This window comes from Thermotoga sp. 2812B, assembly GCF_000789335.1.
Classification (GTDB): Bacteria; Thermotogota; Thermotogae; order Thermotogales; family Thermotogaceae; genus Thermotoga; species Thermotoga maritima.
In genome coordinates this window covers 26,166-50,653 of sequence record NZ_CP003408.1, presented here as the reverse complement: position 1 = coordinate 50,653, position 24,488 = coordinate 26,166, and the positions used below count along the sequence as shown (strand labels likewise).

The following is a 24,488-nucleotide window of genomic DNA, read 5'->3' as shown; positions in this document are numbered from 1 at the left end:
TTTTGTTTTATCAAACGTAAGATTTAAGTGCTAATATAATGAACCGGAGGTGAGAATTATGAGAAACCTGAACGAAAAGATGAAGGATATTTTCGAGAGGAGCGTGGAGGATATCAAAGAAAGAAATCAGAACCTGCTTAGACCAGAGCACATTCTCCTTCAGATCCTTTACGATGAAAACGAGGCCACGAAGGTGCTGAAAGATCTCAATGTAAACGTGGAGGAAGTGATTACTGAGCTGGAGGACTACATCGATTCCCAGTACGGGATATACTACGGATTCTCCGATCAGGTCTATGTATCGAAAGAACTTTCTTACATCCTGGAGCTAGCGAGAAAGGAAGCCAGGCTTTTCAAGCAGAAGGATATAGGTCCTCTTCACTTCCTTCTGGGACTGCTGAGAGATGGTTCCACACACGCTGCACGTGTCCTGAAGAAGTACGGTGTTGATTACGAAAAAGTGCTTCAGACGGTTAAGGAGCACGAAGAAGAATACGCAGCTGAGCAGTCACCACTCACGGCTTTTGCAACCGATCTCACAAAATTGGCAAAAGAAGGAAAAGTGGGTCCCATCATAGGAAGAGACAGGGAAATCGAGCGCGTGATAGAGATTCTCATGAGAAAAACCAAGAACAACCCAATTCTCATCGGTGATCCGGGTGTTGGAAAAACCGCCATTGTGGAAGGTCTCGCACAGAGAATCGTTGAAGGAAAAGTTCCTGATCCTCTAAAGGATGTGCGCATACTGATGGTAGATCTCGGAAGGATGATAGCGGGGACCAAATACAGGGGAGAATTCGAAGAAAGGTTGAAATCATTCCTCGATGAAGTGATGAAACAGAAAGAAAAAACGATTCTCTTCATCGACGAGATACACACTCTGGTTGGTGCTGGCGCAGCCGAAGGAGCGATGGACGCTGCCAACATGTTGAAACCGGCCCTTGCTCGCGGTGAAATACGCGTCATAGGTGCAACCACACTGGATGAGTACAGAAAACACATAGAAAAAGACAAAGCGCTCGCGAGAAGATTCCAGCCGGTGATGGTGAGAGAACCGAGTGTGGAAGAGACCATAGAGATTTTGAAGGGGTTGAAGAAAGTCTACGAGGAGCACCACAAAGTGAAGATAGAGGACGAAGCGATAGAGGCAGCTGCCAAGCTCTCAGCGAGATACATAACGGACAGATTCTTGCCAGACAAGGCGATTGACCTGCTGGATGAGGCGGCAGCGAGAGTGAGACTCAGCGCTACAAAACAGGAAAAGGATGAAACGAAGCTTCGCGAGCTCGAGGAAAAAATAAAAGAGCTTGAAACGAAAATCGATGAGCTCACTATAAGATCTCAGTACAAAGAAGCGGCTGATCTCAAGAAAGAACTCTTCAAGCTCAAAAATGAGTATGAAGCTTTGAAGAGTGGGAAACCGGTTGTCACAGCGGAAAAAATAGCAGAAGTGGTTGAATCCTGGTCTGGTGTTCCAGTTTCCAGAATCGTTGAATCTGAAAAGGAAAAGCTTCTGAAGCTCGAAGAGATAATCCACCAGAGGCTCGTGGACCAGGAGGAAGCGGTCAAGGTAGTGGCCGATGCCATCAGGAAGGCAAGGGCTGGAATAAAAGATCCTAACAGGCCAGTTGGTACCTTCCTCTTTCTTGGACCAACGGGTGTTGGTAAGACTGAGCTCGCAAAGACACTCGCTGAAGTGCTCTTTGGAAGCGAAAACGCACTGATACGAATCGACATGACCGAATACATGGAAAAGCACGCTGTCTCCAAGCTGATAGGAGCACCTCCGGGATACGTTGGTTACGAGGAAGGTGGTCAACTGACCGAAGCCGTAAGAAGAAGACCGTACAGTGTTATATTGCTCGATGAGATTGAAAAAGCGCATCCGGATGTGTTCAACATACTGCTTCAGATAATGGACGATGGAAGACTCACAGACAGCAAAGGAAACGTTGTTGATTTCAAGAACACGATCATCATCATGACGAGTAACATAGCAAGCGATCTGATACTGAACTACGTTAAAGAAGGAAAGAGCTTTGATGAGATTGAAGAAAGAGTCAGAGAAGAGCTGAAACACTACTTCAGACCCGAGTTCATAAACAGGATAGACCATGTCGTTGTCTTCAAACCGCTCACAAAAGAACACATGAAACAGATCGTGGAAATAATGATCAGAAGACTTGAAGCGCGGTTGAAGGACAAGAATATAAAACTCACGATCACTGAAGCGGCGAAAGAATACCTCGCAGAAAAAGGATACGATCCAACGTTCGGTGCAAGACCACTGAGGCGGCTGATAGAAAGGGAAATCGAAACACCACTCGCAAGAATGATCATAGCAGGTGAGGTGCAGGAAGGTCAGACGGTGAGAGTGGATTACAACGGTGAAAAACTGATCCTCGAAGTTGCCAGAGAACTCGAGAAGGTTCAGTAAGGGGCGTTAGCCCCTTTTCTTTTTTTCCCAGTTCAATTCCGCTATGGATTTCTGAAGATACAAAGGTTCGATTTCGTAGTAGTGTATGGTCTTTTTCTCTCTGAAAAGCCTCTCGCTCTCTTCAACCAACACAGCGGGTGAGATGAGAAGGTCGTCCTTCAGGACTATTTTTGGAGAAAACTCTTTTGTGATCTCTTCCAGTTCTTCGTCAGAGACCACACTCGGCTCTTTCAGCGGATTGAGTCCTTTGTCCTTCAGATAAACCGCACAATAGTGGTAACCTTTCCTCGCTCTTCTAGCCACGAGTACAACACCGTCAGCTGGACAGCTCTTTGCAGTCATTTCGAAGGAGTTCAGAGGAGCCACGGGTATATCGTATGGAGACACAAGCCCCACCACGGTGGCGATTCCCACCCTGAGACCTGTCAATCCTCCAGGGCCAATTCCCACTCCCACAACATCGAGATCTTTCACTTTGAGATCCAGTTCGTCCAGCAGCTTCTTCACAACAACGGGAAGAATTTCTGCGTGTTTTTTCTCACCTGTGTAGGAAATTTCAAAAAGATCTTCTCCTTTTCTCACCCCAGCTCTTATCCTCTGGGAAGTGTCGAGTGCCAGAACGTTCATTCTCTCACCTCAGAACAGATTGTCTATTTCCTGGACAGAAAACGAGTACTCTTCAGGATTCCATCCTTTCGACTCAAAAAAGTACCTCATGAACTCTTCCACTAATTCGTTCCTGTTTTTCTCCTTCACTGAAGAAAATGGAACGTAAATTGTGTACCAGTTTTTCTCCGATAGTATTTTCATATCACCATAAGAATCGAGGTAGTCGACTTCCTCAACAAAGACGTTTTTCAGATCTGCCCACTCTCCGAGCGGGAGATCAACGGCGTTCTCTTCTGGTGTGAGAGCCTTTATGGCGAAACTTGGTACTTCTTCTCCTTCTTCCAGAACGTTGATCTTGAGAAAAATTCTTCCAATCAGTTCAGAATTCACCGGTTCGAGGTTCACACCCGTTTCGTTGAAAATCTCTTTCATTTTCTTTTCGAGAACGCCGATTTCTTTTCCTTTTTTGTAGTAGAGTATTTCGAGACTGTCCATCAATCTCATTTTTTCTCTCCTTTCTTCAGCCCGAATCCTTCTTCTTCCACGTTTCCCAGTGGCTCAACGTGTATGGTTACGTCTTCTATATCGTCTCTCCTTTTCATCATCTCTTTTCTTATTTTCACGGTCAATTCGTGTGCATCTTTCACCGACATCTTTCCATCTACTTCGATATCCATTTCTATGAAGTATTTCGTTCCCACCCTTCTTATTCTCATCCTGTGGGGATTATGCACGTTTGGAAAACGCTCGAGAACGGCAAAGATATCATCGTACATATCTAACTCGGTTCTTTTCATACCATCCATGAGTTCGTAAGCTGCTTCGTAGAATACAGAAAAGGAAGTTCTCAGGATCATAATGGAAACGAAAATCGCGAGCAGACTGTCCAGCCACCACCATCCGAAGGTTTTCATCGCAACCATGCCGGCCAGAACGGTTGCCGAGATCATTATGTCGTTTCTCATGTTCAGAGCGTCACTGATTGTAGCCGGACTGTTCAAGCGTTTTCCAAGAGACAGTTTGTATAAAAAAAGAAAAGTTTTGCCTGCAACGGAAATTCCAACAACAATAAAGGCAGTTAGAGTGAGTTCTAGGGAAAACTCCTGTTTCACGAGCCTTTTGACTGATTCAACGAGAAGAGAGGCTCCTGCGTAAAACATAACGAAGGAGATGATCTTTGAAGCGATCGTTTCTGCCCTTTCATGACCGTATGGATGCGTCTCATCGGGTGGTTTTCCTGAAATTCTGGATGAGAGGAGTATGACAAGAGAGGTGAATATGTCGGTGGACGTGTCTATTCCGTCTGCGAGTATCGCGTAGCTTCCCGTAAACAGGCCCACCAGAATCTTCAAGACGGCAAGCACGGCGTTTCCAAATATTCCAATCCATGCTCCTTTTTTTATTTCTTCGTGCCTTTCCAATCTGAAACCACCTCAACAAAATGAAGGCCCACCTCGGTGGGCCTTCGGTGTTATCTCTTTATGGAGTAGAAAGATTTCAAACCTCTGAATTCTGCCACTTTTCCGAGTTCTTCCTCGATTCTCAACAGCTGGTTGTACTTGGCTGTTCTTTCGCTTCTGGAGAGGGAACCTGTCTTGATGAAACCAGCGTTCGTTGCCACAGCGAGATCCGCTATGAACGTGTCTTCACTCTCTCCAGATCTGTGGGAAATGATGGCCGTCATGTTGTTCTTCTGTGCCATTTCCACCGCGTCGAGAGTTTCCGTGACGGTGCCTATCTGATTGAGTTTGATGAGTATGGAGTTGGTCGCTTTGAGTTCTATTCCTTTGGAGAGTCTTTTCACGTTGGTCACGTAAAGGTCATCTCCAACGATCTGAACCTTGTTTCCTACTCTCTTTGTGAATTCCACGAACGCGTCCCAGTCTTCCTCCGCGAACGGATCTTCGATGGATATGATGGGGTACTTCGCTACCAGTTCTTCGTAGTATCCCATGAGAACTTCGCTGGATTTTTCCTCACCATCGACGTAGTAAACTCCCTTTTCCTCATCGTAAAAGGAAGATGCCGCACAGTCGAGAGCTATGAAAACTTCTTCTCCGGGTTTGTAGCCTGCTTTCTCTATGGCTTCAATCAGAACTTTTATGGCTTCCTCGTTGGAAGACAAATTGGGAGCGAATCCACCCTCGTCTCCGACCGCTGTCACGTGACCGGCTTCGTGGAGTATCTTTTTCAACGTGTGGAATATTTCCGCTCCTGCCCTCAAAGCTTCTCTGAAGCTGTCAAATCCGGCGGGAACAATCATGAATTCCTGAAGGTCAAGATTGTTGTCTGCGTGCTGTCCACCGTTGATCACGTTCATCAGAGGTACTGGCAGAACCTTCGCGTTGACTCCTCCAAGGTATTTGTAGAGGGGCAATCCAAGGTAATTCGCTGCTGCTCTGGCAACTGCCATAGAAACGGCGAGTATGGCGTTGGCACCCAGTTTAGATTTGTTTTCGGTGCCGTCCAGTTCTATCAATGTCTTGTCAACGAGTGGCTGGTCGAATGCGTTCATCCCGATCAGTGCAGGAGCTATGGTTTCGTTCACGTTCTCTACTGCTTTCAGAACACCTTTCCCGAGGTATCTCTTCTTGTCTTTGTCTCTGATTTCCAGGGCTTCGAATTTTCCCGTTGAGGCACCAGAGGGTACGATGGCTCTTCCCATTGTTCCGTCTTCAAGCACGACTTCCGCTTCAACGGTGGGGTTTCCTCTCGAATCCAGAACCTCTCTTGCTCTTACATCCACGATTTCCACGTACACAGTTTCCACCTCCTTGATTTTTTGATCCACCAAGGTTCTATTGTACCCTTTTATGTTAAATCTCTATTTGAGTTTCGGTTATAACATCCAGAATCTCTTCAGGTTTTATGAGTTCTCCATTCACCTTGTTTATGGTTCTTATGACTTTTGATCTTCTGTCTATAGAACTGATGAGTTCTTTCGCATACTGCCCCAGATTCATTTCAGCTATCACTATGGTGTTCACTTTCTCTGCCAGTTTTCTGAAACGTGATACGGGAGCCGGCCAGATTGTGATGGGTTTGAACAACCCTACTTTGATTCTGTCACGTCTTGCGATCTTCACTGCTTTCATAGCGCTTCTTGCGACTATCCCATAAGCTACCACCAGAATTTCTGCGTCCTCCGTCTCATACTCTTCGTAGAAGGCTATTTCATCCGCGTGAAGTCTAATTTTGTTCGTGAGCCTTCGTATCAATTTTTCTGCCGCATCCGGAGAGCTGAGAGGGAAACCTGATTCGTCATGAACAAGACCGGAGACATGAAACTTCGTTTTTCCCATCTCAGCCATGGGGAATGGTGTGGGTTCTGCGTACTCACTTTCAGAAAATGGTACGAAAAGATCTTCTTCTCCAAAGGAAGTGTCCTTCAGTCTCTCTATAATGAACAGTTCCTCATCTTTCGGTGGATAGAAACTTTCCCTCATGTGACCGAGCATTGCGTCCATGAGAAACACAACAGGAGTCCTGTACTCTTCCGCTAAGTTGAACGCAGTGATTATATAACGATAAACTTCCGCGACAGATGATGGATAGAGAGCGATTATGGCGTGGTCTCCATGCGTTCCCCATCTTGTCTGCATGATGTCTCCCTGTGCGGGTTTCGTTGGAAGTCCAGTGGAAGGGCCGAGTCTCATAACGTTGGCAAAAACACACGGTGTTTCCGTCATTATCGCATAGCCTATAACCTCCTGAATGAGGCTGAATCCGGGTCCACTTGTGGCAGTCATCGACTTCACACCGGCGAGGGACGCTCCAACAACAGCTGCCGCGCTGGCTATTTCGTCTTCCATTTGAACAAAAACACCACCCACTTTTGGCAGTTCTCTCGCCATCACTTCTGCTATCTCTGTGGAGGGAGTGATCGGATAGCCTGCGAAAAACCTGCATCCCGCTTTTATCGCACCCAGAGCACACGCTTCGTTCCCCTGAAGAAACATCATCTCAGGCATTCTCATCACTCACAATTTCTATGGCCATATCCGGACATATTTTCTCACATTTTAAACATCCGATGCATTTGTTTTCGTTTGTCACGGGTTTTCCTATTTCATCGCTTGTAATGGCACTAGTCGGACAAGCCCACGCGCACAGCTTACACGCTTTGCACCAGTCGTAATTCACCACGATCTTGTAACCCATATTCTTCCCTCTCAGCTGAGGAACATCAGAAACACTCCTGCCACAGTGGCTGAGCCTATGACTCCCGCCACGTTGGGTCCCATTGCGTGCATGAGTATGTGATTCCTTGGATCTTCTTCCTGAGCGAGTTTCTGTGCAACTCTGGCAGAATCTGGTACGGCAGAAACACCAGCCGCTCCTATGAGCGGGTTTATTTTATCCTTCAAAAACAGGTTCATGAGTTTCGCAAACAGAATCCCAGAACTCATTGACACGATGAAAGCGGCTGCTCCGAGAAAGAATATCATCAGACTTTGGGGAGTCAAGAAAACATCGGCTCTTGCAGAAGCCCCAACTGAAAGCATGAGAAGGATCGTCACCGTGTCGAGTATGTACCTGCTGGCGGCTTCAACGAGTCTTTTCACAATCCCCGCTTCTCTGAGGAGGTTTCCAAACATGAGAGATCCAACCAGAGGGAGCGACTTTGGAATCAGAAGAGCGGTTACTATTGTTATCACTATCGGAAATGAAAGTCTCTCGAATCTGCTCACCTTTCTTGGTGGTTTCATTTTGATTTTTCGTTCTTCTTTGCTTACTAAAATTCTGGAAACGACGGGTTGGAGGATGGGAATGAGAGCGATGTAGGAATAAGCAGATATGGCTATGGGGGCGATCAATTCTGGGGATAGTGTGTTCGTTATGTAAATGGCGGTTGGCCCATCTGCACCACCTATGATGGCGATGGAAGCCGCCTGTTTCAGAGAAAATCCTAGAACCTTTGCCACAAAAAAGGTGAAAAATATTCCCATCTGTGCAGCCGCACCGAGAAAGATGGTGATCGGGTACGAGAGCATGAAGGAAAAATCTGTGAGTGCTCCTATTCCGAGGAAGATGAGGGGAGGATAGATTCCCAGGTCAAGGCCTTTCTTTATGTAGTAGAGAAAACCGCCTTCGTTCAATATTCCCGTGGTTTCAACGGGTATGTTCGCAAGAATGATTCCAAAGGCTATGGGAATCAAAAGAAGAGGTTCTGAGTGTTTCACTATAGCTACGTAAAGCAGGGCAATGGCCACTGCGAACATGGCTATGTTTCCAAATGTGAGATGTGGGAACGCGGTTTGAGCGAAGAAATTTGCCAGGGCTGATATAATCGACAATTTTTCCACTCCTTTTGTGTTCAGAATCACAACTATTATTCTAACATGGAAAAAGAAGAACCCCGAAGGGGTTCTTCAGTGTATGTCTTCCAATCTGTAAGGTGTTTTCTGGTAGATGCAGTAATTCAACCAGTTGCTGAAGAAGAGGTGAGCGTGACTCCACCAAGTGAGAATGGGAGTTTTTGTGGGATCGTCGTTTGGAAAGTAATTGGCAGGAATCGGCACCTTCAGATTTCGACCTATATCTCGATAGTATTCGTCTCTCAGTGTGTATCTGTCGTACTCGGGATGTCCTGTGACGAATATCTGTCTTTCGCTTTTGTTTGCAACCACGTAAACACCAGCTTCGTCCGACTCTGCAAGGATCTCAAGCTCCGGTACTTTGTCTATGTCTTCCTTCTTCACCTCGGTGTACCGCGAGTGCGGCGCCCAGAAGAAGTCGTCGTGCCCCCTGAAGAGGACCGAATCTTTTGCGACTCTGTGCTTGTAAACGCCTGAGAGCTTCTGTGGGAGTTCGTACTTCGGTATTCCGTAGAAGTAGTACAGTCCCGCCTGAGCCGCCCAACAGATGAACATGGTCGAGTACACGTTGTGACGGCTCCATTCCATGATTTCTGTGAGTTCTTCCCAGTAATCCACTTCTTCGAACGGAAGGAGTTCCACGGGAGCACCCGTGATGATGAATCCATCGAATTTTCTATCTTTAACAGCGGAAAAAGTTGTGTAGAACTTCAGAATGTGTTCAATGGGAGTGTGTTTCGGTCTGTGAGTTTCAGTGTAGAGAAGGGTCACATTCACCTGAAGAGGAGTGTTTCCAAGGAGTCTGAGAAGTTGAATCTCCGTTTTTATTTTGTCTGGCATCAGGTTCAGAATGAGAATTTCAAGAGGGCGGATGTCCTGGTGGATCGCCCTCTTTTCCGTCATGACAAAGATGCCTTCTTTTGCCAAGACTTTCACAGCAGGAAGACCGCTTGGAACGTTTATTGGCAATTTTTCATCCCTCCTGAGATTTTCTGAGAGCCTGATCCAGATCGGCTATGATATCTTCCACATCTTCTATTCCAACAGACAATCTTATCATATCCGGAGTAACACCCGTTTTCAACTGCTCTTCTTCCGTGAGCTGCTGATGGGTTGTCGAAGCGGGATGAATAGCCAGAGTTCTTGCATCACCAATGTTGGCGAGGTGGGAAATGAGTGTGAGACTGTCTATGAACTTCTTTCCCGCCTCTTTTCCGCCTTTCACACCGAACGTTACAATCGCACCGTATCCTTCTTTGAGGTATTTCAGCGCATTTTCTCTGGTTTTGTTGCTTTCAACTATCGGATAGTTGACCCAGCTCACAGCGGGATGCGATTTCAGAAATTCAACGATCTTCAGTGCGTTTTCACAGTGTTTCTTCATCCTCAAGCTGAGGGTTTCAAGTCCGAGGATGAACAGAAACGCGTTGAACGGGCTCATACAGCTTCCCAGGTCCCTCAAAAGCTGGGTTCTACATTTTGCTATGTAGGCTGCTTCTTTGAACGTCTCCACATAACTCACACCGTGGTAGCTGGGATCTGGTTCCACGAGTTCTGGAAACTTTCCGTTCGTCCAGTCGAATTTTCCGCTGTCTACGATGAGACCGCCTATCGATGTTCCGTGTCCTCCGATGAATTTCGTGGCCGAATAAACAACGATGTCGGCACCATGTTCGAAAGGTCTGAATATGTACGGCGCTACCGTATTGTCCACTATCAAAGGGACACCGTGTCTGTGAGCGATCTCCGCTATCGCTTCAAAGTCCGGCACTGTGAGACCGGGATTCCCGATAGTTTCAAGGTACACCGCCTTTGTTTTCTCGGTGATGGCCTCTTCTATGTTCTTTGGATCTGTCTCATCCACAAACTTCACGATGATGCCGGATTTTTTATAGAGAGTGTGTCTGAACAGATTGTACGTTCCCCCATACAGCGCGCTCCCGCTGACGATCTCATCTCCTGGGCCCGCGATGTTCAAAATGGCGTAAGTTATAGCGGCTTGTCCACTGGCAACCGCTAAGGCTCCCACCCCTTCTTCCAGGGCGGCTATTCTTTCTTCAAGAACTGAGACGGTAGGATTTCCAATCCTTGTATAGATGAACCCAGGTTCTTCCAGTGCGAAGAGTCTCGCCGCGTGATCAGAGTCTCTGAAAACGTAAGAAGTCGTTTGATATATAGGGACCGCTCTCGATCCTGTGGCCTGCTCGGGTGGTTCATAACCTGCGTGAAGAGCCCTTGTGTTGTAACCGTATTTCTTCCAGTCCATTCTCTCCACCTCCCGTGATAAAATTTTCTGATGTCCTCTTTTAGATTTAGTATTACCTTACTATATCTTCGTGTCAAATGTTTCAGAGGTGTGTAAGAAATATTTTACACCATCTCAAATGTGGAGGTGATACTTTTGTACCTCCTCGTGGACGTGGGTAACACGCATTCTGTCTTCTCTATCACCGAAGATGGTAAAACTTTCAGAAGGTGGAGGCTGTCCACCGGTGTGTTTCAGACGGAAGACGAACTCTTTTCACACCTTCATCCTCTTCTGGGCGATGCTATGCGTGAGATAAAGGGGATAGGAGTGGCCTCCGTCGTTCCCACTCAGAACACAGTCATAGAGCGTTTTTCTCAAAAGTATTTCCACATATCACCGATATGGGTGAAGGCGAAAAACGGATGTGTGAAATGGAACGTGAAGAATCCCTCGGAAGTGGGTGCTGATAGGGTGGCCAACGTTGTCGCTTTCGTCAAGGAATACGGTAAAAACGGAATCATCATCGACATGGGAACGGCAACCACCGTGGATCTTGTTGTGAACGGATCTTACGAAGGAGGAGCCATTTTGCCTGGATTCTTCATGATGGTTCACTCGCTCTTTCGGGGAACGGCAAAACTTCCGCTCGTTGAGGTAAAACCAGCGGATTTTGTTGTAGGAAAGGATACGGAGGAAAACATCAGGCTGGGTGTGGTGAACGGAAGTGTCTACGCTCTTGAGGGGATAATAGGGCGAATAAAGGAAGTTTACGGTGATTTACCGGTGGTTCTCACGGGAGGTCAGTCGAAGATCGTGAAAGATATGATAAAACACGAGATTTTCGATGAGGACCTCACGATCAAGGGGGTGTACCATTTCTGCTTCGGAGATTGAATGTACTTCTCGTTAATCCGTGGATTCACGATTTTGCGGCGTACGATTTCTGGTTGAAGCCCATCGGTCTTCTTTACGTTGCTCGCGCAATGGAGTGGATGGGTTACGAGGTCCATCTCGTGGATCTTCTCAACAGACACGATCCCGATCTTCCACGATTTACGAGAGTGCCAAAAGACAAAAGATACGGCACAGGAAAGTTTCCAAGTCAGGTTATAGAGAAACCAGAGATATTGAGATTTGTTCCAAGAAGGTATAAGAGGTACGGAGCACCTCCAGAGTTTCTGGAGTGGAAATTGAGAGAAATCGGAAACGTTGATCTCATAATGGTCACGTCCACGTTGAGCTACTGGTATCCCGGAGTATGGGAGACGATTCGTTTTCTGAAAGGCCGCTACGACGTACCGATTGTCCTGGGAGGTGTCTACCCGCGGCTCTTTCCGAAACACGCGAAGAAGAGCGGAGCGATAGTCTATGAAAAGGGCGACCTCGTGTTTCTTCCCAGATTCTTAGAGACTCTGGGATTTCCATCGAAGGAAATCCCCGCTGACTGGTTTGAAGTTTTCGACCCCATGTACGAACTCTACAACAGAATTGGTTACCTCGTGTTCATCACCACACTTGGATGTCCCTTCAGGTGTTCTTACTGCGCTGTTCACCGACTCTGGAACGGTTTGAGAGTAAGAACACCGGAGAGAGTGGTTGAAACCATAGAGAAGTACCTGAACATTTTCAAAGTTGAGGATGTGGTCTTTTTCGATGATGCTATTCTGGCATCGGGAAGGTTCAAAGATCTTCTCAAACTGATTGTGGAAAAGAGATGGCCTGTACGGTTTCATCTCCCGAACGGGATACATGCACGTCTTCTCGATGAAGAAACGGCCTTCCTTTTGAAAGAAGCGAACTTCAGGACGATAAAACTGGGCTATGAAACTTCTGGAAGGCTCCAGAGGGAAACAGGCGGTAAGGTTTACGATGAGGACCTCGTTCGCGCAGCCAGGATCTTGAGGAAAGCTGGTTTCACCGAAAAAGAAGTTTCAGCGTACATCATGGTGAACATGCCGGGGCAGACGAAAGAGGATGTGCTGAACGCCATCAAGGTGTGTTTGAGTGAAGGAATAGGTATTTCCATAAACGAATACACTCCTATTCCGGGAACAAAAGACTGGGAAAAACTTGTCGAAGAAGGCAAGTTGGACCCGGATATCGATCCCGTTTTTTTGAACAACACGGTTCTTCCCTTCTGGTGGAAGCACGGTATGAGTTACGAAGAGATCCAGGAGATAAAAGACTTCGCTCAGAAACTCAAGAAATCAGAGGTTTACAGAGAATTTCCGTGATCTTTAGATCGAAAAGATTTGGAGAATTCGCGGGCTTGACAACGATTGCCGAGTCGAGACCGCTTTCTGTTCCACCGCAGGCAACAACCAGTTCAGACGTTTTAACAAGTCCCGCGTCAGCCGCCATGAGCGTTATCTCCACACCCACCTTCACACCTTCGCTGAACATTCTCAGCGTGTTCGCTATTATCTCAAGAGGGTAGATTCCACCAAATTTTCTTCTCAGAGACCTTTCACCCGCGGAGAGGGCATGCGTAGCTGTGAGAACATCGTGACCCTTTTCTTTCAACAATTTTCTCAATTCTTCGTCGAATTCCTGAGTGTCGGGTTCTTCAAAGCCCGCGTGGTGTGTCACCACAACGAGCTTCATGTCTTCCGGAATCATCTCGAGGGCCATTCTAGCACTGTAACCCGTAGCGGAAGCGATCAATAGCTTTTTTGAAGAAAGCTCAGAGGCTTTTTGAATTGCTATTTCGAGGGTTTTTCTTGTGTTCTCCTTTCCGGGTTTTTCGAACAGGACCATCGCTCAACCTCCTTCCATCAAAAACTTTTTCCAGATTTCAAGGGACAGTATCGGATCCACGCTGTTCAATTTTGAGAGGAATTCAATCTGATGATTGTAGTCCATGAGCTGTAGAACTTTGACAAGAACGCTCACAGGAAGTTTCGATCCATTGACCAGTTCAACCAGTTTCGCGTAGTCCAGATATTCTATTGTTCTATCGTCAATAAGAGGAATTCCCGGTTTGTCTAGTCTTTTGTATCGAAGATCTCCCTCGAACTTCTCCCAGCTGCTCACTATTTCTTTCCACACTGGAGCGCAATCCCTTCCACCAAGAAGGTTTTCCCCGTCCTTTACCACCGCGAATATGTACTCATCATCTCCTCCAACGAACCAGGCGTTCTTCTCTGCCGTTCCTGTTTTTCCCGCGATTTCTTTTCCTGGAATCTTCACCCGAACACCGGTGCCTCTCTCAACCACTTCTTTTAAGATACTCTTCAATATTTCACTCGCTTCCTGGGCGGATCTCACAAAAGACGGAACGACGGACAGCACTTTCGGGTACCCTCTGTAGATGATCTTCCCGTTTCTGTCTTCTATTTTGTCGATGATGTATGGCTCCAGAACCACTCCTCCGTTGAAGATGGCGGAATAAACCTTCACGATCTCTTCCGGGGCTGTTTCCACAGTACCAAGAGAAGCGGTGAGATCGTCTGGATACCTGGCTCTCAGCTTCAATACTTCCGTTATAAAACTCCTCACACTCTCTGGTTGCAAATAAGAGTAAAGTAACACAGAAGGGATGTTCCTCGAATCAACGAGTGCTTCCTTCAAACTGACTGTTCCTTTGAAGGTTTTATCGAAGTTTTCTGGTTCCCACTCTCCGATCTTCAGGGGAAGGTCCAGAAGGAGATCGGAAGGGTTTCTTCCCTTGAGAACGGCATAGTAATAATACAGGGGCTTTATGGCTGATCCTATCTGTCTCCATCCGGTTCCGTATTGAAGGCCGACTCCTCGATAAGCCACTATTTCTCCTGTTTTCACCTTTACACCAACAAAAGCTGTCTTATCATCTTCGACCGTGTTGTACACCTTTTTCTGAAGTTCTTTATCCAGTGTGAGATAAACCCTGTAGCCGTACCTGAGTTCGTTCAGCGAAAATCCAAGGTCCTGGGCTTCTCTCACGACCCTCCAGAAGAGTTCCTCGTCCACGTTCATCTGCTGCGTGTGAAACTCGAGTTTTGAAAGTTCCGCAGAGTAATTCTCGTATTCCTGAGTGCTGATTCTTTTCTCCGTCAGTAATCTGTCCAGGACGATCTTCGCCCTCTTTCGGGAGGTCTCGGGATCTTTTAAAGGATTGAAGTTCTCGGGGGATTTGATCAGAGCCACAAGAACACACATCTCCGGCACCGAAAGATCAGAGAGGTCCTTTCCGAAGTATAATTTAGAGGCCGTTTGGAATCCGTATATTCCGTTCCCCATATAGACGGAGTTTATGTACATCTCGAGGATTTCATCTTTGGTTCTTATGCGTTCAAGCCAGAAGGATATGAAGATTTCCTTCAATTTCCTGACGATGGATTTGTCCATCGAAAGATAAAGCGTCCTGGCGAGTTGCTGTGTGATGGTGCTTCCGCCCTGTGAGAAACTCAGTGTCTTTATATCCATGATCAACGCCCTCAGAAATCCCATGAGGTCGAATCCTGGATGTTTGTAGAATTCCTCGTCCTCGGAGGTGAGGAGTATCTCAACGAATTTCTCTGGAATGTCGGAGAGGTCTATCCAGATATTCCTGGAGACAAGCAGTGGAGTTCCGTCACTGTAAAACAGTCTGATGGTCGGCACAAGTTTCTCCTCGGGAGGAGGAAGGTCTTTTGTGAAGAAGAAATAAAGACCCCACAGTAAGAAAAAAGTCAAAAGCGAAGCTATGAAGAAGGATAAAAGGAATTTCTTCATTTTCTGAATCTCTCCAGATCGATCAGGTATTTCTTCCATTCCAAGCCTGCGCTGAAACCACCGAGTCCTTTCTTAGAAACCACCCTGTGGCACGGTATATAGAGAGGAAGAGGGTTTTTCGAAAGAGCCTGCCCCACTGCTCTGGGGGACGTTCCGAGTTTTTTTGCTATCTCGCTGTAAGTTTTCGTCTCACCGTACGGGATTTTTCGAACTTCTTCCCAGACTCTTTTCTGAAAGGGTGTGCCTCTGATCTCTACCTGGAATGAAAAGCTTTTTCTTTGACCTGAAAGGTATTCTTCTATTTCGCGGAGAATCTCCTCCGAACCTTCTGTTTCGTTCGATCCCAAGATAATTTTCACTACCTTTCCATTCTCCGTCTGAACAGAAATGTTTCCCGGCACTCTCATCGAAAACACCGCCTCCTGATAGAATTATATCAGGGCCTTGAACGAGAAGGAGGAGTAGAAATCCATGGTGTGTATTTTTGCAAACGGTTCCTATGAAGAGTTCGTGGATGTTTCCCGTTGTGAGAAAATTGTGGCGGTGGACGGAGGAGCGAACTACTTGAGAACAAGAAACATTGTACCAGATTTTTTCATAGGTGATGCCGATTCGGCGAAAGAGGAAACCATGGAGTGGTTGAAACAACACGGGGTAACGCTGAAAATATTTCCAAAGGAGAAGGACGAAATAGATCTGGAACTTGCACTTCGAGAGTTCGAAGAAGAAGAAAAGGTTGTCTTCGGATGGAAAGGAGACCGTCTCGACATGGTGCTTGCTCTTTTCTATCTGTTGAGACGCTTCAAAAACACGATCCTTGAATCACCTTCTCTCACGGTTGGTTACGTGGAAGGAGCAAAAACTCTTTCCGCTGTTCCTGGAGAAAAGTGGTCCATACTACCGCTCGGTGGCGACGCAGAAGGGGTGACCCTCAAGGGCTTCAAATACACCCTTGAGGATGCCGTTATGCCCATCACAAAACCCTACGGTGTGAGCAACGAAGCTGTGAGGGATAGAGTCACGATAGAAGTGAAGAAGGGAGGTTTGATCTACTTCAGATGGAAGAAAGAACCCTCGTGATACTGGGTGCCACTGGATCCATAGGGACTCAGACACTCGATGTTTTGAAAAAAGTGAAAGGAATTCGATTGATAGGTATCTCGTTTCACAGCAATCTGGAGCTGGCCTTCAAGATCGTGAAAGAATTCAACGTGAAGAACGTGGCGATCACGGGTGATGTGGAGTTCGAAGACAGTTCGATCAATGTCTGGAAAGGTTCTCATTCCATAGAAGAGATGCTGGAAGCGCTGAAGCCTGACATCACAATGGTAGCAGTTTCGGGATTCAGTGGATTGAGGGCGGTGCTTGCGTCTCTAGAACACTCGAAAAGGGTGTGTCTTGCGAACAAAGAATCTCTCGTGTGCGGCGGATTTCTGGTGAAGAAAAAACTCAAAGAGAAAGGAACGGAACTTATTCCAGTCGATAGTGAACACAGCGCCATCTTTCAGGTGATGGAGCCAGAAGTGGAAAAGGTGGTTTTGACAGCTTCTGGAGGTGCTTTGAGAGACTGGAAAATTTCCAAGATCGATAGAGCAAGGCCTGAAGACGTACTCAAGCATCCCGTGTGGAATATGGGAGCCCGTATAACGGTAGATTCTGCTACAATGGTGAACAAGGCGTTCGAAGTTCTGGAAGCCATGGAACTTTTCGAGCTGCCCTTCGAGAAGATAGAAGTGAAGATACACAGAGAGGGATTGGTTCACGGAGCAGTGGTTCTGCCCGATGGAAACGTCAAAATGGTGGTGTCACCACCGGATATGAGAATACCGATAAGTTATGCCCTTTTCTATCCGAGACGCGTCGCTCTTGAACCGTTTTTTCTGAGGACCATTAGCCTTTCTTTTGAAGATCCCGATCCCGAAAAATACCCTGCGTTCTTTCTTCTGAAAGAGATAAAGGATTCTTACGCTCTGAGAACAGCTTTCAACGCGGCAGATGAAGTGGCAGTCGAAGCCTTTTTGAAGGGGAGAATAAGGTTCGGTGGTATCCACAGAGTGATAGAGAAAACTCTCGAAGAGTTTCAAGGATATCCACAGCCACGAACGCTGGATGATGTGGAGCGAATTCATTTCGAAGCGATAAAAAAAGCGGAGAGGGTGACAGAATGGTTATCGTCTACTTCATATTGATATTGACGGGTGTCATAATGGTCCACGAACTCGGCCACTATCTTTTTGCGAGGCTCTTTAAAGTGAAGGTTCTGGAGTTCGCGATTGGGTTTGGACCAAAGATTTTTTCTGTGAAGGGAAGGGAAACCACCTTCAGACTAAACGTCTTTCCCATAGGTGGATACGTGAGAATGCTCGGCGAAGAAGGAGAAGAGATAGCAGACGAGGAAGAGAAAGAAAAGAGTTTCTACGCGAAACCCGCCTGGCAGAGATTTCTGATCACCCTTGCGGGTCCTCTCTTTTCAATACTCGCGGGTTATCTCCTCTTTCTCCCTATCACTCTTAACTGGGGAATCGCGCTTCCCGGGATAGATGAAGTTGTGCCGGGAAGTCCCGCAGAAGAAGCTGGACTGAGACGAGGAGATATCATCTATTCCATAAACGACAAGATCGCTTTTGACACGTCAATCATCTCGAACGAGATCCAGAAGGGACTGCCTGTTGAACTGGTTATCATCAGGAATGGTGAGAAGAAATCTCTCAGGTTAACTCCCAGAATGTATCCCGAAACGTACGAGTTCGTTCTTGAAAGTGCAGAAGGAACTCCTTCGGGAAAACTCGTCTCAGTTAACGGAAACAGAGACACATCTGTTCTCAAAGAATTTGTGAACGAATACGTGGTTCTTGAGTTCGAAGGAGGAACGGTAAAGGGAATTCTGAAGCAGTTCAACGAAATTCCGGCCCGCTATATGATCGGAATATCCTTCTCCGGGCTCGCTCCTGTGTTCAAAAAGGACATTTATTTTAAAGAAGGGCTTTTCGTCTTTAAAAAGGGAGATCGTATAGTCCGGGTGGAAGACCAGGAAATAGAAGGATGGCAGGACTTGGTGGTGCTTTATCAGAGGCTGACACTGGGAAAAGACACCATGATAGTGAGTTTGCAGGGAGAAAATATCGAATGGTGGAGAGGACTTTCAGGCAGCGTCAGAGTAGTGATAAAAAGGGGTGACAGCACGATAGAGAAAAACGTGGAGGCCTCATTTTTGAAAAACATCCTCGAAACGCCCGATCTCTTGGAGATGGGTGTTCCCCGTTATAAACCGAAGAATCCTCTGGAAGCGGTGAATCTTTCTGTGAAGGCGTGCAACTACGTGTTACTGACGACTGCCTCTTCTCTGAAGAACTTCTTCAGGAATGTTCAGACAGGACAGATAGTGGGAGTGGTGGGACTGGCGGGCGTGATCAGTGCGGCATCCAAAACGGGTCTGGAGGCAGTCCTCACAGTTGTGGCTGTGATAACAATCAGTCTGGGTGTTTTGAATCTTCTGCCACTTCCGGCGCTCGATGGTGGTCGCATTATCTTCTCGCTTGTGGAGATGATCACTCGAAAGAAACTCAATCCCCAGGTCGAAAACATCATTCATTTCCTTGGGTTCATATTTCTCATGATACTCTTCCTTTACATCACATTCCTCGACATAGGAAGGATGATGGGAATATGAGAAAGAGTGTGAAAGTCGGGAAGGTGGTGATCGGGGGAGAAGCCCCCGTGAGTGTTCAGTCTATGACCACGACGAAGACGGCCGACGTGGAAAAAACCGTCTCCCAAATAAAAAGCCTTGAAAGGGCTGGTTGTGAGATCGTTCGGGTGGCCGTTCAAGATGAAGAAGATGCGAAAGCAATCAGACGAATAAAGGAACAGATAGAGATTCCCCTTGTTGCGGATATTCAGTTCGATTACAGGCTTGCTATTCTTTCGATTGAGAATGGAGCAGACAAAATAAGGATCAATCCAGGTAATATGAGTAGGGATCGGCTGAAGGATGTCGTCGCGGCTGCGAAAGGAAAAGGCATTCCCATTCGTGTTGGAGCGAACGTGGGATCCATAAAGAGGAGGACCTCAGAAAGGTGGAAAGATCTGGCAGAATCCGCTCTCGAGGAAGTCAGACTACTCGAGAAGGAAGGGTTCTACGATATCATCGTCTCGGTGAAGAGCTCGGATGTTCTCGAAACGATAAAGGCGAACGAGTACATCGCCGAAAAGGTCGAATATCCCATCCATCTTGGGGTGACCGAGGCGGGAGTTTCGGAAACGGCCATTGTTAAATCCTCCATTGCTATAGGTCATCTCCTTCTGAAAAACATAGGTGACACCATAAGGGTATCCATATCTGGAGATCCAGTGAGGGAGGTTATCGTCGGAAAGAAAATCCTCATAGCCCTCGGTCTCAGGGAAGGTGTGGAGGTGATAGCCTGCCCCACTTGTGGCAGAGCAGAAATAGATGTCGAAAATATGGCGAAGATGATCGAAGAGAATTTCTTTCACGTTCAAAAGAGATTGAAAATAGCTGTTATGGGATGTGTTGTGAACGGTATTGGAGAAGGAAAAGATGCCGATCTGGGAGTGGCCGGTCTCAGGGATGGAGCTGTTATATTCGTGAAAGGAGAGATAAAAGAACGTGTTTCAAAAGAGTTCGTTCTGGAACGTCTCAAATACTATCTGAATGAACTACTCGAGGAGGTGGAACGATGAAAGTCAAAAAATGGGTCACCCAGGACTTCCCGATGGTTGAAGAATCAGCTACAGTGAGAGAATGTCTGCACAGGATGAGGCAGTACCAGACGAACGAATGTATTGTCAAAGATCGGGAAGGCCACTTCAGAGGAGTGGTGAACAAGGAGGATTTGCTGGATCTGGATCTTGATTCTTCTGTATTCAATAAAGTTTCTCTTCCGAACTTTTTCGTCCACGAAGAAGACAACATCACCCACGCTCTTCTTCTGTTTCTGGAGCACCAGGAGCCTTACCTTCCGGTGGTTGATGAAGAGATGCGCCTCAAGGGTGCTGTGAGTCTTCATGATTTTCTTGAAGCGCTCATAGAGGCTCTGGCGATGGACGTTCCTGGTATCCGTTTTTCTGTCCTTCTCGAGGACAAACCTGGAGAGTTGAGGAAGGTTGTAGATGCCTTAGCGCTCAGTAACATAAACATCTTATCCGTTATCACAACAAGGTCAGGAGATGGCAAGAGAGAGGTTCTCATCAAAGTGGACGCGGTAGATGAAGGAACACTCATCAAGCTTTTTGAAAGTCTTGGGATAAAAATAGAATCCATCGAAAAGGAAGAGGGGTTCTGACGTGGATCTGCTGCTCGGAATAGTACAGGGATTGACGGAGTTTCTTCCCATTTCCAGTTCCGGACACCTGACTCTTCTGTCGCATCTGTTAAAGACGGATCTGAACGCTTACCAGACGGCCGTTCTGCATCTTGGGACGCTGGTATCCGTTGTTCTTTTCGCGCTTGACGGTATAAGAAGGAGTCTGAGAAGCTGGAGAATCATCCTGAATCTGATTGTTTCAACCATTCCGGCCGGCGTTTTTGGAGTTCTCTTCGAAAAACAAATCGATCAACTGTTTTCTTCACCACGCTTTCTCCCTCTGTTTTTCTCTGCAACCGCTTTGATCCTGATGTTCACCAGGTATTCTTCGTCTGGTGAAAAGAGAATGGAAAACATGAGTTTCCTCGATGCCCTTCTTGTTGGGATTGCCCAGCTTTTTGCTCTCTTTCCGGGTATCTCGAGAAGTGGAATCACAGTGTCTTCTCTTTTGTTCATGAAGTACAGAAGCGAAGATGCTCTTCAATACTCCTTTCTGATGTCCATACCTGTCGTTCTGGGCGCAGGAATCCTTGGCTTAGGAAAGGGAAATGTAACCATTCTGGCACCGATCTTTGCTTTTCTTTCCGGCCTTTTTGCTCTTTACGTGCTTTCAAGATCTGTGAGATCTGGAAAGATATGGCAGTTTTCTTACTACTGTTTGTTCGTGGCGATTTTGAGCTACCTTGCGGGGTGATACCGAGTGGAGTTGAAAATCCTCGTAACGGGAGGAAACGTTTTCGTTCCAGGAAGGCTGAACGCTCACTTCTCCACTGTCGTTTATCTGGAACACAAGGACAGAAGAATCATCATCGACCCCGGTAACCTCTCTTCTATGGACGAACTGGAAGAAAAGTTCTCTGAGCTAGGAATCTCCCCGGATGATATAACGGACGTTCTCTTCACGCATGTGCATCTCGATCATATCTTCAACTCTGTCCTCTTCGAGAATGCTACTTTCTATGTTCATGAAGTTTACAAAACGAAGAACTATCTTTCTTTTGGTACGATCGTGGGAAGAATCTATTCAAAAGTGATCTCTTCGTGGAAGAATGTGGTGCTTCTGAAGGGAGAAGAGTCGCTGTTCGATGAAAAAGTAAAGGTGTTTCACACTCCATGGCACGCCAGAGAGCACCTTTCTTTTCTTCTCGATACGGAGAATGCGGGAAGAGTGCTGATCACGGGGGATATAACACCTAACAGGCTTAGCTACTATGATATAATCAAAGGGTACGGAAGTGTTCAGGTTAAGAACTTCCTTGACAGAGTTGGAAGGATCGATCTTTTAGTTTTTCCACACGACGCACCGCTGAAACCGGAGGTGAAAAAATGAAAGTGGTATTCGTTTCTTACGAGGTTTTTCCGTTCGCGAAAGTAGGAGGATTGGCGGACGTTGCTGGAACTCTTCCAAAGTACTTGAAGAAACACGGGGTGGATGTCACAATAGTTATGCCGAAACACAGAATCGTTGAAAAAAATGCGGAGAAATTTGGGTATGAGATCAAGAAAGTAGCCGAAAGTCTCTCTGTTTCTCATGTCAAAACCGATCAAAAGTTCGATATATATGAATCCGTTCTTCCCGGTAGCGATGTGAAAACGTATTTCGTTGCCAACGATTACTATTTCTCTGCGGAAGATGTCTACGCGGGGCCAGATCTTGGTGAACAGGCGATTTTCTTCTGTGCGGCCACTCTGGATCTGGTAAAACATCTTGATTTGAAGCCCGATATCGTCCATGTGAACGACTGGCAAACCGCTTTGATCCCCGTCTATTTGAAAACTGTGTACAGGGACGATCCTTACTTTTCCAGAACGGCCACGGTTTTGACAATACACAACCTTGGATACCAGGGCGTGTTCGATCCAAAGTACCTCTCTTTTGCAGGCCTTCCCGATTATGTTTACACTATCGACGGTCTTGAGTTCTACGGACAGCTGAATTTCCTCAAGGGCGGAATAGTGTTCAGCGATGTGATAAACACGGTTAGCCCCACTTACGCCGAGGAAATTCAGACGGAAGAGTATGGTGAGAAACTCGATGGTGTACTGAGAATGCGCTCGAAGGATCTCTACGGTATATTGAACGGAATAGATTACGAGCTTTATAACCCAGCCACGGACAGATACATTTACGTCAACTACGACGTGAATCGTCTTGAACTCAAGTGGGAAAACAAGGTGAAGCTCCAGGAAGAACTGGGACTTCCCGTTAACAAGGAAACGGCTGTAGCCGGGTTGATCAGCAGGCTCGTCCCTCAAAAAGGTCTGGACCTTCTGGTTGATGTGATGGATTATCTGACGCTCTTTGATCTTCAGATCGTTGTTCTAGGAACAGGAGATGAACAGTACGAGAACGCTTTCAGAAAGTTCCAGGAAAGGTATCCAGACAAAGTATCAGCGAACATAAAGTTCGATGTCGAGCTGGCGCAGAAGATATACGCCGGTGCGGACATATTCCTCATGCCGAGCAGATACGAACCGTGCGGTTTGGGACAGATGTTCAGCATGAGATACGGAACAATCCCCGTTGTGAGATACACGGGAGGCCTGGCGGATACTGTGAAAGAATACGATCCACAATCGATGGAAGGTACGGGTTTTGGATTCAAGAAGTACGATTCCGCTCATCTTTTGAAGGCTGTTTCGAAGGCTTTGCACTTTTACTACAGGGAAAAAGATCATTGGAGGAGAATCATGACAAATGCCATGAACACGGATCTGTCCTGGGACAGGTCCGCCAAAGAGTACGTTGATCTTTACAAAAAAGCCCTTGCAAAGGTTGGAAGGTGAAAGTATGCCCGAATTCAGAAAAGATCCCATTATAAAAAGATGGGTTATCATAGCCACCGAGAGAGCGAAAAGGCCTCATGATTTTGCAAGAACGAAAGTAGAAGAAGTGCGGGAAGGTTTCTGTCCCTTCGATTACGGTAATGAACACACCACACCACCGGAGATTTTCGCCTTCAGGCCTGCAGACACGGAACCCAACACACCGGGCTGGTGGGTGCGTGTTGTTCCAAACAAGTTTCCAGCGGTTGATCCCAACGCACCTTTGAGAAAATACGGAAGAGGTATGTACGATGCAGCTATGGGGTTTGGTTACCACGATGTGGTCGTTGAAACTCCCGATCACAATTCTCACCTTGCCGTTATGGATTACAAGAACGTGGAAGAAGTCATCTGGGCTTACAAGATCAGATACGAACAGCTCATGAAGGATGAGAGAATAAAATACATACTGATTTTCAAAAACCACGGAAGGGACGCAGGAGCTTCTCTCAGCCATCCTCACAGCCAGATAATCGCGCTCCCTATCATGCCAAAGAGGGTTCAAGAAGAACTCGACGGTTCTAAGGAATATTACGAGTACAAGGAAAGATGTCCTTTCTGCGATATCATAGACGAGGAGAAAAGAGAAAGGGAGAGAATCGTTGAGGAGAACGATCACTTCATTGCTCTGGAGCCCTTCGCCGCCAGATTTCCGTTCGAAACATGGATTCTTCCAAAGAGGCACATGAACAGCTTTCACCTGATATCCGAGGATGAAGTTGGGTCCCTTGCAAAAATCCTAAAGAACGTTCTCTACAGGATATACGCCGCTTTAGATAATCCGCCCTACAACCTTTTGATCCACACCGCCCCCACGAGTCTCGAAGGCAAGGATTATTACCACTGGCACATAGAGATATTCCCAAGATTGACAAAAGTAGCGGGCTTCGAATGGGGAACGGGATTCTACATAAACACAGTACCCCCGGAAGATGCCGCTAGATATCTGAGAGAAGTCAGTTTAGAGCAAGTTTGAAATCTCCAATTCTTTTATGATAAAATGCAAGTTAGAAACCCGTGAGTAAGGAGGAATG

The 24,488-nt window shown here is 46.6% G+C and carries 24 protein-coding genes; 12 read left to right on the top strand and 12 right to left on the bottom strand.

Annotation, left to right across the window (positions count from 1 at the left end):
* Positions 1-58: 58 nt before the first annotated feature.
* Positions 59-2,437 carry an ATP-dependent Clp protease ATP-binding subunit gene (locus T2812B_RS00270; protein ID WP_004080728.1) on the top strand — a complete coding sequence of 793 codons (2,379 nt, stop codon included), beginning with the start codon at positions 59-61 and terminating at the stop codon, positions 2,435-2,437.
* 6 nt (positions 2,438-2,443) lie between these two features.
* Here T2812B_RS00270 and tsaB read toward each other — a convergent pair whose 3' ends face one another.
* The 9 genes from tsaB to T2812B_RS00225 all read right to left on the bottom strand — a co-directional run bounded on the left by tsaB (position 2,444) and on the right by T2812B_RS00225 (position 10,630).
* A complete protein-coding gene (gene tsaB / locus T2812B_RS00265; protein ID WP_008193087.1) occupies positions 2,444-3,064 on the bottom strand; it encodes a tRNA (adenosine(37)-N6)-threonylcarbamoyltransferase complex dimerization subunit type 1 TsaB in 621 nt (206 codons plus the stop codon).
* A 9-nt stretch (positions 3,065-3,073) separates the two neighbouring features.
* The gene (locus T2812B_RS00260; protein WP_008193089.1) at positions 3,074-3,550 is read right to left on the bottom strand and encodes a DUF3855 domain-containing protein; all 477 of its coding nucleotides are present in this window, start codon (positions 3,548-3,550) and stop codon (positions 3,074-3,076) included.
* Positions 3,547-4,467, bottom strand: a complete 921-nt coding sequence (locus T2812B_RS00255; RefSeq protein ID WP_008193091.1) for a cation diffusion facilitator family transporter — start codon at positions 4,465-4,467, stop codon at positions 3,547-3,549. Before T2812B_RS00255 ends, T2812B_RS00260 begins: the two co-directional genes overlap by 4 nt.
* Before the next feature lie 50 nt (positions 4,468-4,517).
* Positions 4,518-5,807, bottom strand: a complete 1,290-nt coding sequence (gene eno, locus T2812B_RS00250; protein ID WP_008193093.1) for a phosphopyruvate hydratase — start codon at positions 5,805-5,807, stop codon at positions 4,518-4,520.
* Between the two features lie 55 nt (positions 5,808-5,862).
* The gene (locus T2812B_RS00245; protein ID WP_004080717.1) at positions 5,863-7,017 is read right to left on the bottom strand and encodes a 2-oxoacid:acceptor oxidoreductase subunit alpha; all 1,155 of its coding nucleotides are present in this window, start codon (positions 7,015-7,017) and stop codon (positions 5,863-5,865) included.
* Positions 7,010-7,207, bottom strand: coding sequence for an ATP-binding protein (locus T2812B_RS00240; RefSeq protein WP_004080714.1), 198 nt, complete (start codon positions 7,205-7,207; stop codon positions 7,010-7,012). The genes T2812B_RS00245 and T2812B_RS00240 overlap by 8 nt, the downstream gene beginning before the upstream one ends.
* An 11-nt stretch (positions 7,208-7,218) precedes the next feature.
* On the bottom strand, positions 7,219-8,343 hold the full coding sequence (locus tag T2812B_RS00235) for a sodium ion-translocating decarboxylase subunit beta (protein WP_008193096.1): 1,125 nt from the start codon (positions 8,341-8,343) through the stop codon (positions 7,219-7,221).
* 75 nt (positions 8,344-8,418) lie between these two features.
* Positions 8,419-9,333, bottom strand: a complete 915-nt coding sequence (metA, locus tag T2812B_RS00230) for a homoserine O-succinyltransferase (protein ID WP_008193099.1) — start codon at positions 9,331-9,333, stop codon at positions 8,419-8,421.
* 4 nt (positions 9,334-9,337) lie between these two features.
* Complete coding sequence (locus tag T2812B_RS00225) at positions 9,338-10,630, bottom strand: O-acetyl-L-homoserine sulfhydrylase (RefSeq protein WP_008193101.1); 1,293 nt, start codon at positions 10,628-10,630, stop codon at positions 9,338-9,340.
* A 135-nt stretch (positions 10,631-10,765) separates the two neighbouring features.
* Here T2812B_RS00225 and T2812B_RS00220 point away from each other — a divergent pair, with 135 nt between their 5' ends.
* Together T2812B_RS00220 and T2812B_RS00215 are read left to right on the top strand one after the other, a co-directional pair.
* Positions 10,766-11,506 (top strand): type III pantothenate kinase, encoded by a 741-nt coding sequence (locus T2812B_RS00220; RefSeq protein WP_004080709.1) that lies wholly within the window; start codon positions 10,766-10,768, stop codon positions 11,504-11,506.
* The gene (locus T2812B_RS00215) at positions 11,503-12,846 is read left to right on the top strand and encodes a radical SAM protein (RefSeq protein ID WP_004080708.1); all 1,344 of its coding nucleotides are present in this window, start codon (positions 11,503-11,505) and stop codon (positions 12,844-12,846) included. The genes T2812B_RS00220 and T2812B_RS00215 overlap by 4 nt, the downstream gene beginning before the upstream one ends.
* Here the strand turns inward: T2812B_RS00215 and T2812B_RS00210 are convergent.
* Genes T2812B_RS00210 through T2812B_RS00200 form a run of 3 tightly spaced genes read right to left on the bottom strand, consistent with a single transcriptional unit; the run spans position 12,812 to position 15,711 of the window.
* A complete protein-coding gene (locus T2812B_RS00210; RefSeq protein ID WP_004080707.1) occupies positions 12,812-13,369 on the bottom strand; it encodes a pyruvate kinase alpha/beta domain-containing protein in 558 nt (185 codons plus the stop codon). The two genes, T2812B_RS00215 and T2812B_RS00210, sit on opposite strands and share 35 nt — an antisense overlap.
* Before the next feature lie 3 nt (positions 13,370-13,372).
* Positions 13,373-15,304: a transglycosylase domain-containing protein gene (locus T2812B_RS00205; RefSeq protein ID WP_004080706.1), complete on the bottom strand. Its 1,932-nt coding sequence runs from the start codon at positions 15,302-15,304 to the stop codon at positions 13,373-13,375.
* Positions 15,301-15,711, bottom strand: coding sequence for a methylated-DNA--[protein]-cysteine S-methyltransferase (locus T2812B_RS00200; RefSeq protein ID WP_004080704.1), 411 nt, complete (start codon positions 15,709-15,711; stop codon positions 15,301-15,303). Before T2812B_RS00200 ends, T2812B_RS00205 begins: the two co-directional genes overlap by 4 nt.
* A 64-nt stretch (positions 15,712-15,775) precedes the next feature.
* Here T2812B_RS00200 and T2812B_RS00195 point away from each other — a divergent pair, with 64 nt between their 5' ends.
* From T2812B_RS00195 to galT, 9 genes are read left to right on the top strand one after another with little or no spacing between them, the layout of a single operon-like run.
* A complete protein-coding gene (locus T2812B_RS00195) occupies positions 15,776-16,384 on the top strand; it encodes a thiamine diphosphokinase (RefSeq protein ID WP_004080702.1) in 609 nt (202 codons plus the stop codon).
* Positions 16,363-17,493, top strand: coding sequence for a 1-deoxy-D-xylulose-5-phosphate reductoisomerase (dxr, locus tag T2812B_RS00190; protein WP_004080699.1), 1,131 nt, complete (start codon positions 16,363-16,365; stop codon positions 17,491-17,493). The genes T2812B_RS00195 and dxr overlap by 22 nt, the downstream gene beginning before the upstream one ends.
* Positions 17,469-18,974 (top strand): RIP metalloprotease, encoded by a 1,506-nt coding sequence (locus T2812B_RS00185; RefSeq protein ID WP_004080697.1) that lies wholly within the window; start codon positions 17,469-17,471, stop codon positions 18,972-18,974. The genes dxr and T2812B_RS00185 overlap by 25 nt, the downstream gene beginning before the upstream one ends.
* Positions 18,971-20,005 (top strand): flavodoxin-dependent (E)-4-hydroxy-3-methylbut-2-enyl-diphosphate synthase, encoded by a 1,035-nt coding sequence (gene ispG / locus T2812B_RS00180; protein WP_004080695.1) that lies wholly within the window; start codon positions 18,971-18,973, stop codon positions 20,003-20,005. Before T2812B_RS00185 ends, ispG begins: the two co-directional genes overlap by 4 nt.
* On the top strand, positions 20,002-20,607 hold the full coding sequence (locus tag T2812B_RS00175; RefSeq protein WP_008193112.1) for a CBS domain-containing protein: 606 nt from the start codon (positions 20,002-20,004) through the stop codon (positions 20,605-20,607). The genes ispG and T2812B_RS00175 overlap by 4 nt, the downstream gene beginning before the upstream one ends.
* Before the next feature lies 1 nt (position 20,608).
* Complete coding sequence (locus T2812B_RS00170; protein ID WP_004080690.1) at positions 20,609-21,322, top strand: undecaprenyl-diphosphate phosphatase; 714 nt, start codon at positions 20,609-20,611, stop codon at positions 21,320-21,322.
* A 6-nt stretch (positions 21,323-21,328) separates the two neighbouring features.
* Positions 21,329-21,958, top strand: a complete 630-nt coding sequence (locus T2812B_RS00165) for an MBL fold metallo-hydrolase (protein WP_008193116.1) — start codon at positions 21,329-21,331, stop codon at positions 21,956-21,958.
* Positions 21,955-23,415 (top strand): glycogen synthase, encoded by a 1,461-nt coding sequence (locus T2812B_RS00160; protein WP_004080686.1) that lies wholly within the window; start codon positions 21,955-21,957, stop codon positions 23,413-23,415. Before T2812B_RS00165 ends, T2812B_RS00160 begins: the two co-directional genes overlap by 4 nt.
* Before the next feature lie 4 nt (positions 23,416-23,419).
* Complete coding sequence (galT, locus tag T2812B_RS00155) at positions 23,420-24,430, top strand: galactose-1-phosphate uridylyltransferase (RefSeq protein WP_004080684.1); 1,011 nt, start codon at positions 23,420-23,422, stop codon at positions 24,428-24,430.
* Positions 24,431-24,488: the final 58 nt, after the last annotated feature.

Coding starts and splice junctions, on each gene's coding strand:
- T2812B_RS00270 (WP_004080728.1), top strand. CDS start 59: ATGAGAAACCTGAACGAAAAGATGAAGGATATTTTCGAGAGGAGCGTG.
- tsaB (WP_008193087.1), bottom strand. CDS start 3,064: ATGAACGTTCTGGCACTCGACACTTCCCAGAGGATAAGAGCTGGGGTG.
- T2812B_RS00260 (WP_008193089.1), bottom strand. CDS start 3,550: ATGAGATTGATGGACAGTCTCGAAATACTCTACTACAAAAAAGGAAAA.
- T2812B_RS00245 (WP_004080717.1), bottom strand. CDS start 7,017: ATGCCTGAGATGATGTTTCTTCAGGGGAACGAAGCGTGTGCTCTGGGT.
- T2812B_RS00240 (WP_004080714.1), bottom strand. CDS start 7,207: ATGGGTTACAAGATCGTGGTGAATTACGACTGGTGCAAAGCGTGTAAG.
- T2812B_RS00225 (WP_008193101.1), bottom strand. CDS start 10,630: ATGGACTGGAAGAAATACGGTTACAACACAAGGGCTCTTCACGCAGGT.
- T2812B_RS00210 (WP_004080707.1), bottom strand. CDS start 13,369: ATGGTCCTGTTCGAAAAACCCGGAAAGGAGAACACAAGAAAAACCCTC.
- T2812B_RS00205 (WP_004080706.1), bottom strand. CDS start 15,304: ATGAAGAAATTCCTTTTATCCTTCTTCATAGCTTCGCTTTTGACTTTT.
- T2812B_RS00200 (WP_004080704.1), bottom strand. CDS start 15,711: ATGAGAGTGCCGGGAAACATTTCTGTTCAGACGGAGAATGGAAAGGTA.
- T2812B_RS00195 (WP_004080702.1), top strand. CDS start 15,776: ATGGTGTGTATTTTTGCAAACGGTTCCTATGAAGAGTTCGTGGATGTT.
- dxr (WP_004080699.1), top strand. CDS start 16,363: ATGGAAGAAAGAACCCTCGTGATACTGGGTGCCACTGGATCCATAGGG.
- T2812B_RS00185 (WP_004080697.1), top strand. CDS start 17,469: ATGGTTATCGTCTACTTCATATTGATATTGACGGGTGTCATAATGGTC.
- ispG (WP_004080695.1), top strand. CDS start 18,971: ATGAGAAAGAGTGTGAAAGTCGGGAAGGTGGTGATCGGGGGAGAAGCC.
- T2812B_RS00175 (WP_008193112.1), top strand. CDS start 20,002: ATGAAAGTCAAAAAATGGGTCACCCAGGACTTCCCGATGGTTGAAGAA.
- T2812B_RS00160 (WP_004080686.1), top strand. CDS start 21,955: ATGAAAGTGGTATTCGTTTCTTACGAGGTTTTTCCGTTCGCGAAAGTA.
- galT (WP_004080684.1), top strand. CDS start 23,420: ATGCCCGAATTCAGAAAAGATCCCATTATAAAAAGATGGGTTATCATA.